This is a genomic window from Chloroflexus sp. (genome assembly GCF_056331925.1).
In genome coordinates this window covers 16,616-28,593 of the sequence record NZ_JBWGQH010000002.1, presented here as the reverse complement: position 1 = coordinate 28,593, position 11,978 = coordinate 16,616, and the positions used below count along the sequence as shown (strand labels likewise).

Sequence of the window (11,978 nt, the reverse complement as noted above, 5' to 3'; positions counted from 1 at the left end):
TATCGGCCACTGACAGGGTATAATGCTCTACAGGAGTCGATCAACACTCGAAGCGTGGCTTCGGCTATCGGATCGCACGTACCTGTGCTTGGCAGAGCTACGACGTTTCTGCCGCTACTGGAAGTCATTATGTCGTCACCAAACCGTTTTATCCCGGCGCCACTCGATGAATATGCCGTCAAAGTAACGTATGGCTTGGCCTACACCGGCGGTCTGCTCGTGTTACCACAGCTCTTCGCCTATCTGGCCAATCTTCGCTGGAACGGCTTACAGGTACCGTTGGGATTAGCTGGAGCACTTGCACTGTTTCTCCTCTTGAGTTATGCGTTTCAGCCCAAAGCGTATCGGATCGACGCCGATACGCTGGTGATTGAACGGCGCTGGGCGCCGGCAGTGCGTATCTCGTTCGATCAGATCAGTGGTGTATCTCTGGCGACAGTGTTGGCCGATATGCCCCGATTCGGGTTGCGTTTTGCCTTCAACCCCGGTGTATTCGGCTATCAAGGACCATTTCACCTTGATCCTTACGGTAAAGTCACGCTATTTGCCACGAACCGGCGCCGGCTCGTAGCTATTGCCCGGTATGATGCTTCGGTCGTGATCATTAGCCCAGATCGACCGCGTGACTTTATAACTGCACTCAACGAACAGCGACTGGCTGCGGCTACAAGCCGTATGCAGGCATTGACGGAGGTAAACTCTAATGTTTGAAAGTGTGGTCTTTCGTGTATTTAGAAACATCGCAAATTACAACCCTTGCGATATATAGACAACAACGTGTCGTTGTGCTTGTCTGAGCAACCGAAGATGCCGTGCCTGTCTCATCGAATTGCCCTATCTCCAACACTTCAACAGGCAGAGTACTTCAAACGCGCCTGTGGTCCAGCCAGGTTTGTCTGGAATTGAGCATTGGGACAATATGCAGCAGGGTTAAGACCGAATGTGATGGCGTTGAAAAAGCAATGTAACACCATCAAGGATCGACAATTCCTATGGCTTGCGGATGCACATCTTATAAAGGTTTGGTGGCGGTACGTTACCGATAGTAAGGTGGCTAAACAAGTGTATGCCCCGCGTTTCAAGAAAAAATGTAAGTGTCGTGATAGTCTCTACGTTGCCGATGACCGGTTGGCAATTTTTGATTCGGCTGCCGAACATCGGCGAGGGAGCAATGGACGAGACGTTACGCTTTGCAGGAAAAATCCTCGGTGCAATGGTTTCACGTACTGCTGACCGCCGGTTTGCCACTCTGCCGGTTGCCCTACTGGATCACACCCACGACAGAACACGCACAAAGAACGGCATTGTCGGCGTTGATCTCGGTGTGAAGGCAGCAGCAACGCTTTCAATAGGTGAGATCTTCCACGCGCCGAAATCACAGACAGCCGCACTGCGCCGTCCTCACATTCGCTGTCGCCGCTTGAGTCGCAACATCGCCGCAGCTAACGTAAATCTTGCATTAAAACCACATGCGTCGTTGCCTAAGGGGACAAATGTGCCCATCTGCTAAAACCGTGTCCAAGCGACACCGACGATTGCCCGACTGTATGCATGTATTGGCATTGGTTTTGGGAAGTTTCGCACGCAACGTGTATACAAGGTGCAGTGCTACGGTTTTCAACTCACTATCGCAGATCGCTTTGATCCGATTAGCCACCTGTGCAGCGTGCGTCGCAAACCATGAAGTATTTGCATCGTCAGATCGCAGATGGACGTGTCCGATACTGCATACCGGACACAACCGCGATTACCATGCAGTGGATAACCTTGCACGGTTGGCAACCGAAACTACTCTACCCGTGGCGAGTTCGGCCGGTAATGGCGAGAACTTGACCGATGATGTTAGGGACGCGAAAGTGACGCCTGTCAGGTACGATTGCGTGGTGCAATCGAGGCAGGAACAGAACCGTGCGCACATTCGTGTATATTCTGGAAAGCAGGTTAATAATGCGGTTTCGCGCTTTGAATCGTCTTGCCCTCCGCTGCCGTTACGAGCAGTTTATTCCCGGTGCGCTACACCCTGACGGCCAACGCTATTTGCCGCAGATTGTCGTAACGCTGCTGGAGGTTGGGCCGGATACTGTACCGGGTACGCAGCTTTGTCTGGTTGATCGCCACCACCGCGTCGATCCGCGGCTGGTCGGTCAGGTAGTCATTGTACGGCTGCTCTGCGCGCTGAGTACCATTCATCTCCAAACGCCACCGATACGGGCCGGTTTCGTATCGTCAACGAATCCACCGACGATGCCGCTCAGTGAACCGGTGGTTTATGGTCAAGTGATGGAGACAGAAGCATGGGAAGTGCAGCGCTCACATCTCCCGTTCGAGACGCTCTACACCGAGTTAGTCATCGGGCTGGCAGATGAGGTAACAATTGGCTTGCGCACCACGCTCAGTGCGCCGCGCATTGCCGATCTGATCGGCTGTGAGCGACTCACACCCGGTGATTGGATCGAAGTGCGCCGTTCGCGGATCGATATTTTGGCCCTCGAAGCCGATCTCGTCTCAACGTCACCCTAGGTCGAGTGCAGTTATTCATAGCGTAGTGGCGCTAACCTGGTCGTCTTCCCAAGCGGCGATGCGACATTGCTCGCGTGTAATACCCCATGAGTTCATCCATCACACTCGGCCACGATCGTCGTTCGGCAGCAACGCGTCCGGCCAGCCCCTGTGTGATCCGACGGCTGTCGTTGGCGAGTAGTTCGCGGAGGCGGGCGCGCAGATCGGTAACAACGCCGGGAGTAAACAGATACCCGTTGTAGCCGTGGCGTACCAGATCGATCGCACCACCGGCCCGTGCAGCCACGACCGGCAAACCGGATGCCATCGCTTCTTGAATAACTTGTCCGAAGGTGTCGGTATCGGAGGGGAAGACAAACGCATCGGCGCTCGCATAAGCTACCGCCAAAGCCTCTCCCTTAAGATAACCGGTAAAACGCACCGGCAGACCAACGCAACGCCGCTGCAACTCGGCACGGAAGGGACCATCGCCGACAATCACGAGGCGGACGTTCGGTAGGCCGCGGATGGCTTCCGGTAACAGATCAACCCGCTTTTCGGCGGCTACCCGACCTACATAGAGCACGACCCGCTCACCCGGTTGTGTCCCGATAGCGGCCCGCCACGCTTCACTACGATAGCGCGGGTGGAACCGTTCGATATCAACGCCGCGTCCCCAAATCCGCAAGCGGCGAAAACCGGCGGCACGGAGGACGTTGAGGGTAAAACTCGAAGGACAAAGATTCATCCGGCAACGATTGTGAATCCAGCGCAGCCAGGCATTGACGCCGTGTTGTAAAAAACCGAAACCGTAATGTCGGCTGTATGCTCCAAAGTCGGTGTGGTACGAGGCGATCAGAGGTAGTCCGAGCCGACGGACGATACCGGGGACAATTGCCCCTAACACTACCGGTCCGACTAAATGCACGACGTCGGGTTGAAAACTACGCAAGCGGGCCGTTAGGCCGGGTTGTGGTGGGGTGAGTTTGACTTCAGGGTAGAGCGGTAACGGTATGCCGCTGAGCGGTACGACTTCTGTACCGGCATAACTTGCCGGCGCACCTTGGGGTGCGAATAGCACAGCTTCGTGACCGGTGCGCTGTAAATACTCCAGGAGGCGACAAAGTGTTGTCGTTACCCCATTGACATCGGGGAGAAACGTCTCGGCAATGAGCGCCACACGCATGGCATCAACTCCAGACGCGTAAGGCATGTATGATTATTACCATTACGATACAATGATCGTATTAAGGGGGTATGCAGGGTTAGTTAAGTATTGGCTAACTGTTGGCTAAATGTTGCCGGGTCGCCCTACCATCGTTGTGCAGACTCGGTATAATAAATAATGTAGATAGCTGTCAAAATTGGTACGCGCAATGTTGTTTCGTTTTTGGGAGGTAGTACATATGGCTGATGAACTGGCGACCGGTCGCAATGCGTGCTATCAGCGATTAGCAACGATCTTTCCTACCGGAGCGCTAGTTTGGATTGAGTCTGAAGAGTATGACGCCGAGAATATGTGTTGGCGCGTAACCTTGCTCCACCGGAATACATCTGGTCAATGGGAGCGCTTTCGGTATCGTTACGACGTAGTAGCCGATATCCTTCATTTCACCGGCATGACGCCGGTACGTGATGAGGAAGCAGTCCGAATTCGGCGGACTGCTCCTCGCTTCACTACTGGTCGAACCTTGCAAGCGAGGAGTGCATGACACTGCAACCGATTGATTCACCGCGCCGGTTTGGCAAGCGTAGTCTAATAGCCTTGGCAGTAGTGGGAATATTGCTCGTTTTGATCTTGGTCGCGCTCAGTATTGATGCGGGTGAGCAAACCCGCTTTCTCACCGGCAGCGGTAGTGTGCTGGTATTGGCGCTTCCGGCTTTTTTGGCCGGCGTGCTTAGTTTTCTTTCGCCGTGTACGTTACCGATCTTGCCGGCCTATTTCGCCTTTACCTTCCAAGCCAGCGGGCACGGGCGGGCGCGGATTGCCTTGATGGGAATCGCGTTTTTTCTCGGTCTCGCCACTACGATGACCTTGCTAGGGGCAAGTGCGACTGCGCTGAGTAGCCTGCTCTTTGCCAACCGGAGCGCACTCACATTTTGGGGCGGCTTGATCATTATCGGTTTCGGCGTGATGGGCATGCTCGGTAAAGGTTTTGCCGGGCCGCAACTGCAAGAGCGGCCAGCGGCCACATTTGCCGGATCGTACCTCTATGGGGCAACCTTCGCCCTTGGCTGGACGGCATGTGTCGGGCCGATTTTGGGAGCGTTGTTGACCCTGTTAGCGGCTACCAGCGACATCGCCGTTGTGCAAGGCGCTGTGTTGGCATTCATTTATTCGCTAGGGTTGGGTTTACCGCTGATCTTAATTGCAACCTTCTTCCACCGACTCGGCACCGGCTCGCGGGCCTGGCGCTTCTTGCGTGGGCGTGGTTTTACGGTCAATGTGTTCGGGCGCGAGTTGTTTCTCCATACGACCAGCCTGCTTAGTGGCGCATTAATGGTTGTGATGGGAGTGCTCCTGGCGACCGGACGACTTGAATGGATTTCACAACAAGCAAACGCAACACCGATGGCGCAATGGTGGGTGGAGATCGAATCGGCAATTGGTCGACTGTTTGGACTATAGAGGTACTATGACGGATTCTCCCATTCGCGCTGCCGGTTGTGTCGTGCTAGCCCGTGATGCGACCGGGCGGCCTCTGGTCTTGTTGATACAGGATCGGCAAGGAGTTTGGACACTTCCCAAAGGACACATTGACGATGGCGAGAGTGATGAGGATGCAGCAGTTCGTGAAGTGGCGGAAGAGACGGGGATCGTCTGCACCCTTGCCGAACGGCTTGACCGGATCACATATCCGATCTATCGACTTGGACACTGGCGCGATAAACAGGTGACCTTTTTTCTCGCCAGTGCCTCGCCCGAACCACCGGTGCCGGCAGTGGCTGAAGGCATCCGCTCGGCGGCATGGGTCCCGCTTTCCGATGCTATTCGTCAGATCGGCTATCGTCAGTTGCGTACCCTGCTCCAGCGTGTCGCATATCGGATCGAGCGGGGAAGACGGTGATCTGCACCGACAACCAAGGTGAGCGGCCTATTCATCATTACTCCGTTACATATGACAAGCAGACGTGCTATAATGCAGCATACGGCGCACCGCTATGCTGGTGGCAAGCGTCTGAACCGAGCCTGCGCCTTCGTTGTGTTGCAAGTGCATTGTGGTAAGGATACTACCGTGAAAGTTACGACCGAAAGACTGCCAAAGAGTCTCGTCTCATTGCAGATTGAAGTCGATCGAGACCAATTCGAGCGCAGCCTCGATCAGGCAGCGCGCCGTTTGTCACAAAAATTTCCAATCCACGGCTTTCGGCCCGGGAAAGCACCGCGCTTTCTAATTGAACGCACCTTCGGGCGAGCCGCGCTGATCGAAGAGGCAACAGAAGATTTGATCAATAATGCCTACAAAAAGGCAATCCAACAAGAACAAATCGAGGTTGTCGGTCCGCCACAACTCGAACGGATCGACTCGGTTGAGCCGTTTGTCTTCACCGTCAAAGTCCCCGTCCCACCAACGGTGACGCTCGGCGATTATCGCAGCATCCGCGTTCCGATGTCGGTTGAGCCGATCACCGAGGAGATGGTTGAGGCCGAACTCAGACGTATGCGCGAAGAGCACGTCACCTTGCAAGAGTTGGACGAGCCACGTCCGGCGCAGCAAGGTGATCAGGTGCGGGTGTTGCTCAGCACACGGGTTGAGGACGAAGACGCGACGACTGAGGACGAGGCCGCTGAGGATGATGCGAGCGGTGAGAGCGAAGCGGCTCAAGCGCAGGAAGACGGCGAACCTACCGGATCGGAAGAGACGCTTGATCTCGAACCGGGGCATCTCGTCGATGAGCTGTATGAAGGCCTGATCGGAATGAATATCGGCGAGAAGAAAGAGATCGTTGCCGTCATGCCTGACGATCACGCCGAGGAATCGATCCGCGGTAAGAAGGTGACGTTCAAGGTCGAACTGCTCGGGATCAAGCGGCGCATTGTGCCGGCGTGGGAAGAACTGCCGTCGCTAGTCAATTTTGAGGGCACGCTCGATGATCTGCGCGCCAAGGTACGTGCCGATCTCGAAGAAGCCGAGCGGCGACGGGCCGAACAGGCGCTGCTCAATGCTTACATCGAGCAACTGGTTGAGCAGACGACCTTCGATATTCCTGATGTGATGATCCACGAGCTGGCTCATTCGCTGTTGCACGATCAGGAGCAGCAGTTCGCCCGCTACGGCATTACGCTTGAACAGGTGTTGCAGTATCGTGGGATTAGTCACGATCAGGCGGTTGCCGAATTGATGCCTGAAGCTGAACGGCAGACAAAAGTGACGCTGGCGCTGAGTGAGGTGATCAAGCGGGAAGGTTTGGCCGTTACTCCTGAAGAGATCGATGCCGAAATTGAGCGGATTTTGGCCGACTACGAGGAGGAGCGTCGTCCACAGATCCGCGAAACGCTAACAACCCAGTTGCTCTCTTCGGTTGCCAATATTGTGCTCGATAAAAAGTTGCGGGCGCTGATTTCGGCCATCGCTCGTGGTGAGCAGACCGAGATGACCACCGAGGCTGCCCAGTCGGATGCGTTGGAATCTACTGTTGACGCGGTTACGGCAGCGGAATCATCCAGCCGTCCTACGAATGAAACGTGAGGAGTACCTATGCATTGGTCAACGCGCTATAGCCACGAATGGCGCAGTATGCCGAGTCCGGAATGGCTCTCGCAACGACCGGAATTGCTTATTCCGATGGTTGTTGAGAGTACCAGCCGCGGCGAACGCGCTTTTGATATCTATTCACGGTTGTTAAAGGAGCGGATCGTTATACTGGGAACACCGATCGACGATCAGATTGCTAATCTGATCGTTGCACAGTTGCTGTTCCTTGAGAGTGAAGACCCCGATCGCGATATTTGGCTCTACATCAATAGTCCGGGTGGGTCGGTCACAGCCGGCCTCGGCATCTACGATACAATGCACCACATCCGTCCTGATGTGGCGACAGTTTGTGTTGGGATGGCCGGGAGTATGGCAACCCCAATTTTGGCCGGTGGTGCTAAGGGTAAGCGCTACAGCCTGCCGCACTCAACGATCCATATGCACCCGGCAGGCGGTGGTGCACGCGGCTATGCGCCAGATGTCGAGATTATGGCACGTGAGTTGCTCCGCCTCCAACAATTGGTGCGGGAGCTGCTGGCTAAAGATACCGGCCAACCGATTGAACGGATTGCCAAAGACTTCGACCGCGACTTGTTCATGACGCCGGAACAGGCGAAAGAGTACGGTATTATCGATGAAATCCTCATTCGTGAGGATGTGAAGAAGTAATGACGCCCGGGTGGGCGCAGGTTGTGGCGTCCACCCGCTCGTCTGGAGAACTCCCCATGACTCGTACCCGTAATCCCGGTCGTGATCCGTATGTTTGCTCGTTCTGCGGGCGTGGACAGGATGAAGTGCAACGCTTGATCGCCGGTCCCGGTAATGTGTTTATCTGCGATGGGTGCGTGGCGATGTGCAGTCAGATCATCGCCGAAGAAAACGATCAGAGGGTACCGGCGGCCCGTCGCACGCCTCCGCCCGGCCCAGCGCGCTTGCCCACGCCACGCAAGCTGCGTGAACGCCTCGATCAGTATGTGATCGGGCAGGATCGAGCAAAGGTCGCACTCGCGGTGGCAGTCTATAATCACTATAAACGGGTGCGGGCCGGTGCCCGCATCGATGATGTAGAGATTAGCAAGAGTAATATCTTGCTCATTGGGCCGACCGGTAGCGGTAAAACGCTGTTGGCCCAGACAATGGCTCGCATCCTCGATGTGCCGTTTGCCATTGCTGATGCAACCGCCCTGACCGAAGCTGGGTATGTGGGTGAAGATGTCGAGAATATCTTGCTGCGTCTGATTCAAGCTGCCGATGGCGATGTGGAGCGCGCTCAGACCGGCATTATTTACATCGACGAGATTGATAAGATTGCACGTAAGTCCGATAATCCCTCGATTACTCGTGATGTGTCGGGTGAGGGTGTGCAGCAGGCGTTACTCAAGATACTCGAAGGTGGTGTTGCCCACGTGCCCCCGTTGCCCGGTCGTAAACACCCTCAGCAAGAGTATATTCCGTTTGATACCACCAATGTGCTGTTTATCTGCGGTGGTGCGTTCGAGGGTATTACCAAGATCATCGCCAAGCGGCTGCGTGGGAAACAGTTGATCGGTTTTGGCACCAATCCGGTCAGTCCGCTGGAAGAAGAGGGCGCTCTGTTGGCCCAAATCATCCCCGATGACTTGATGCATTTCGGTTTTATTCCTGAATTTGTCGGTCGGTTGCCGGTGATCGTGGCGCTCGAACCGCTGAGTCGTGAGGCAATGCTTCGTATCCTCACCGAACCGCGCAATGCGATTATTAAGCAATACCAAAAATTGTTTGCCCTCGATCATTGCGAGCTGGAGTTTACCCCCGATAGTCTCGAGGCGATCGTTGATCGGGCAATGAGTGCGCGCACCGGTGCCCGTGCATTGCGCAGTATCGTCGAAGAAGTGTTGCTTGATGTGATGTTTGAGCTGCCTTCACAAGAGCATATCGGACGCTGTATCGTGAATGCTGAAGTGATTCAAGGGCGTGGACGCCCGATTCTGGTGCCGCGGTCCGAGTATCGCCGTCGGCTCGATGAGGCGGTATAGCGCCGAACGGGTAAGCTATGCCTGCGGGTGCCCATCAGTGTTGGCGTCGATAGATAATGACTATGCCACTCTTCCATCGTACAACTCAGCGTGCTGCCGATCAGCCACCGCCAAAACGACGGATTTTGGTGGCCGATGATGATCCCTCGATTGGCCGTCTGATCCAGACGGCATTACCAGCTCAGCAATACGAGACGGTTGTGGTCGCTAATGGGATGGAAGCGCTCGAAGCGTTCGATCGCGGACAATTCGATCTGGTCTTTCTCGACGTGATGATGCCGTTCGTTGATGGATTTGACGCTTGCGAGCGAATCCGCGCCAAGAGTGATGTGCCGATTGTTATCATCACTGCCCGCGATGGCACCGATGATATTGTGCAGGGATTCCGGCGTGGCGCCGATGAGTATATCACGAAGCCATTTCGTGTGGCCGAGTTTGTGGCGCGCGTCGAAGCGATTTTACGTCGGGTTGATATGCAAAAGGCGCGGACTGCGCCGCCGTTGGTGCATGTCGGTGATCTGGTCATTGATGCGACCGCGCATAAGGTGTCGGTGCGCGGCGCCGAAGTCAAACTGACACCGATGGAGTTTGAGTTACTCTATTTTCTTGCTGCAAATGCCGGACAGGTCTTTACCCGTGAGGTGCTGTTCCGTGAAGTTTGGGGCTACGAATACGTCGGGGAAACGAATCTGGTCGATGTGTGTGTCCGGCGGTTGCGCGAAAAGGTTGAAGTCGAACCCTCAAAGCCCAAGATCATTGTCACCGTCCGTGGAGTTGGGTATAAGCTCGAACGCGCGTAGCCAAGAGTAAATATAATGTTGCGAACGCAGAGATGCAATGCCGATCACCGGTGGCAGGCGGCTATACCAGGCCGCCTCGCTTCCATTTCGTTGCGTCTGTGCGTTTTTTGGTAGATTCAGCACGTGGGATTGAATATGTCACCACAAGTCTTTGTTTCACGACATCCGTTAGTTCAACATAAGCTGGCGCTGCTGCGTAGTAAACGGACTGAGCCGAAGAAGTTTCGTGAATTGGTGCGCGAGATTGCTCAGTTGTTGTTTTACGAGGCGACCCAGGACCTCGCCTTGGCACCCCTTACCATCGAGACCCCCCTGGCTGCTTGTGAAGGTTTCGAGGTAGCCGAACGAATCGGTATCATTCCGATCTTGCGTGCCGGCTTGGGGATGGCTGAGGCGATTGTTGATATTTTGCCGACAGTGCATGTCTGGCATCTCGGCCTTTACCGGGATCACGAGACGTTACAGCCGGTGACCTATTACAATAAGTTGCCGAGTAAGCCTGATATCGATTTGACAATCATTGTCGATCCGATGTTGGCAACCGGTGGCTCGGCTGTCGCGGCGGTTGATATTCTCAAACGTTGGGGTGCGCAGCGGATCAAGTTTCTTGGCTTGATTGCCGCACCGGAAGGGGTAAAAGCCCTGAGCGAATCCCATCCCGATGTGGCGATCCATCTTGCGGCAATCGATAGTCATCTCAACGAACGGGGTTACATCGTGCCCGGTTTGGGTGATGCCGGTGACCGACAGTTTGGAACGGGGTAGTTGCTTGGCCGGTATTGGAATACGTTGCCGATGGCGCACTTTGAACGTGAAGCGATGATCACATGCCTGTTATTCTGGCTCTGATTAGTGTACCGCTGATCGCCTTCGTCGTTACGGCCTTGCTCACCCCACCGCTGATTACCTTGGCCCGACGAGAAGGATGGGTAGCAAAGCCCGGCCCACGCCACGTGCATCGCGAACCTACACCGGTTGTTGGCGGTTTGGCGATGATAGCCGGGTTGGTCGTCGCATTGATCGCCAGTCTTGGGTTTGAGCTGCTGACGCCGGTATTGCACCGTTCGCCGTTTGAACACTTACGGATCGGCTTGCTTCTGATCGGTATTGCCATTATTGCCGGTGTCAGTTTGCTCGATGATCTCTATGACTTGCCGGTGTTGCCTCGCTTAGGGGTCCATATCATTGCGGCGCTCGTCGCCATTGGCCCGTATTTGTGGGATCATACGCTCTACTCTGACGCACTTGACCAACCAACAGAAGCGCGCGGGATTATTCTTACGGCCTTCAATTTTCCCTTCGTGTATCAAATCCATCTCCATAACCTTAGTCCGTGGTTGGCGATTGCCGCAACTGTGTTCTGGATTGTGGGGATGCAGAATATGGTCAACTGGCTCGATGGGCTTGATGGGTTGGCTGCCGGTGTGACGTTGATTGCCGGTGTGGTCTTGGCTTTGCATACCCTCACCCTCGAACCACCACAAATCACGGTGGCATTGCTCCCGCTGGCGCTAAGCGGTGTCTGCGCAGCGTTCCTCCTCTATAACTCGCACCCTGCTCGCATTTTTATGGGTGATGTTGGGGCGATGACGATCGGTTATACGCTAGGTATTTGTGCCCTCATCGGTGGAGCTAAATTGGCGACCGTCCTCCTTGTGCTTGGGGTGCCGCTGGTTGATATGACCTGGCTGATCTTAACCCGGACCTTACGGGGGCGCTCGGCAGCGCAAGCCGGACGTGATCATCTCCATCACCGACTCCTCGATCTCGGTCTGAGTCAGCGGCAGGTAGTGGCCTGCTATTACGGGTTGAGCATCGCTTTTGGCGCCATTGGTTTGCTCGACTTTTTTACCCCTCTCATGAAGCTCATTGCGTTGGTGCTGTTGGGCTTGGTTGTCCTCGTGATATTGATCGTCTTACAACCAAAGCCGACAACGCACGCGGCACGACTGTAACAGCAGTGCTGT

General features: G+C 55.0%; 14 protein-coding genes. 13 read left to right on the top strand and 1 reads right to left on the bottom strand.

Annotated features, from left to right (window positions below):
- The first annotated feature begins 129 nt into the window (after nucleotides 1-129).
- The 4 genes from AC01ZF_RS01550 to AC01ZF_RS01535 all read left to right on the top strand — a co-directional run bounded on the left by AC01ZF_RS01550 (nucleotide 130) and on the right by AC01ZF_RS01535 (nucleotide 2,520).
- Nucleotides 130-711: a PH domain-containing protein gene (locus tag AC01ZF_RS01550; RefSeq protein ID WP_424674544.1), complete on the top strand. Its 582-nt coding sequence runs from the start codon at nucleotides 130-132 to the stop codon at nucleotides 709-711.
- A 96-nt stretch (nucleotides 712-807) separates the two neighbouring features.
- Nucleotides 808-906: a helix-turn-helix domain-containing protein gene (locus AC01ZF_RS01545; RefSeq protein ID WP_428113270.1), complete on the top strand. Its 99-nt coding sequence runs from the start codon at nucleotides 808-810 to the stop codon at nucleotides 904-906.
- A 193-nt stretch (nucleotides 907-1,099) separates the two neighbouring features.
- Nucleotides 1,100-1,510 (top strand): hypothetical protein, encoded by a 411-nt coding sequence (locus AC01ZF_RS01540; RefSeq protein WP_476575061.1) that lies wholly within the window; start codon nucleotides 1,100-1,102, stop codon nucleotides 1,508-1,510.
- A 437-nt stretch (nucleotides 1,511-1,947) separates the two neighbouring features.
- A complete protein-coding gene (locus tag AC01ZF_RS01535; protein ID WP_424674542.1) occupies nucleotides 1,948-2,520 on the top strand; it encodes a hypothetical protein in 573 nt (190 codons plus the stop codon).
- A 31-nt stretch (nucleotides 2,521-2,551) separates the two neighbouring features.
- Here the strand turns inward: AC01ZF_RS01535 and AC01ZF_RS01530 are convergent, their stop codons facing one another.
- Nucleotides 2,552-3,685: a glycosyltransferase family 4 protein gene (locus AC01ZF_RS01530; protein WP_424674541.1), complete on the bottom strand. Its 1,134-nt coding sequence runs from the start codon at nucleotides 3,683-3,685 to the stop codon at nucleotides 2,552-2,554.
- 220 nt (nucleotides 3,686-3,905) lie between these two features.
- Here AC01ZF_RS01530 and AC01ZF_RS01525 point away from each other — a divergent pair, with 220 nt between their 5' ends.
- The 9 genes from AC01ZF_RS01525 to AC01ZF_RS01485 all read left to right on the top strand — a co-directional run bounded on the left by AC01ZF_RS01525 (nucleotide 3,906) and on the right by AC01ZF_RS01485 (nucleotide 11,966).
- Entirely contained in the window at nucleotides 3,906-4,211 is a 306-nt protein-coding gene (locus AC01ZF_RS01525; protein WP_476575060.1) for a hypothetical protein, read from the top strand.
- The gene (locus tag AC01ZF_RS01520; protein WP_424674539.1) at nucleotides 4,208-5,128 is read left to right on the top strand and encodes a cytochrome c biogenesis CcdA family protein; all 921 of its coding nucleotides are present in this window, start codon (nucleotides 4,208-4,210) and stop codon (nucleotides 5,126-5,128) included. The genes AC01ZF_RS01525 and AC01ZF_RS01520 overlap by 4 nt, the downstream gene beginning before the upstream one ends.
- Before the next feature lie 7 nt (nucleotides 5,129-5,135).
- Nucleotides 5,136-5,567, top strand: a complete 432-nt coding sequence (locus AC01ZF_RS01515) for an NUDIX hydrolase (protein WP_424674538.1) — start codon at nucleotides 5,136-5,138, stop codon at nucleotides 5,565-5,567.
- Between the two features lie 168 nt (nucleotides 5,568-5,735).
- Nucleotides 5,736-7,190, top strand: a complete 1,455-nt coding sequence (tig, locus tag AC01ZF_RS01510) for a trigger factor (RefSeq protein ID WP_428113260.1) — start codon at nucleotides 5,736-5,738, stop codon at nucleotides 7,188-7,190.
- A 9-nt stretch (nucleotides 7,191-7,199) separates the two neighbouring features.
- Nucleotides 7,200-7,865, top strand: a complete 666-nt coding sequence (locus tag AC01ZF_RS01505) for an ATP-dependent Clp protease proteolytic subunit (RefSeq protein ID WP_424674536.1) — start codon at nucleotides 7,200-7,202, stop codon at nucleotides 7,863-7,865.
- Between the two features lie 56 nt (nucleotides 7,866-7,921).
- Nucleotides 7,922-9,211, top strand: coding sequence for an ATP-dependent Clp protease ATP-binding subunit ClpX (clpX, locus tag AC01ZF_RS01500; RefSeq protein WP_424674535.1), 1,290 nt, complete (start codon nucleotides 7,922-7,924; stop codon nucleotides 9,209-9,211).
- Between the two features lie 62 nt (nucleotides 9,212-9,273).
- Nucleotides 9,274-10,011: a response regulator transcription factor gene (locus tag AC01ZF_RS01495; RefSeq protein ID WP_424674534.1), complete on the top strand. Its 738-nt coding sequence runs from the start codon at nucleotides 9,274-9,276 to the stop codon at nucleotides 10,009-10,011.
- A 135-nt stretch (nucleotides 10,012-10,146) separates the two neighbouring features.
- The gene (gene upp / locus AC01ZF_RS01490; protein WP_015940910.1) at nucleotides 10,147-10,776 is read left to right on the top strand and encodes a uracil phosphoribosyltransferase; all 630 of its coding nucleotides are present in this window, start codon (nucleotides 10,147-10,149) and stop codon (nucleotides 10,774-10,776) included.
- A gap of 62 nt (nucleotides 10,777-10,838) precedes the next feature.
- Nucleotides 10,839-11,966, top strand: coding sequence for a glycosyltransferase family 4 protein (locus tag AC01ZF_RS01485; protein WP_424674533.1), 1,128 nt, complete (start codon nucleotides 10,839-10,841; stop codon nucleotides 11,964-11,966).
- Nucleotides 11,967-11,978: the final 12 nt, after the last annotated feature.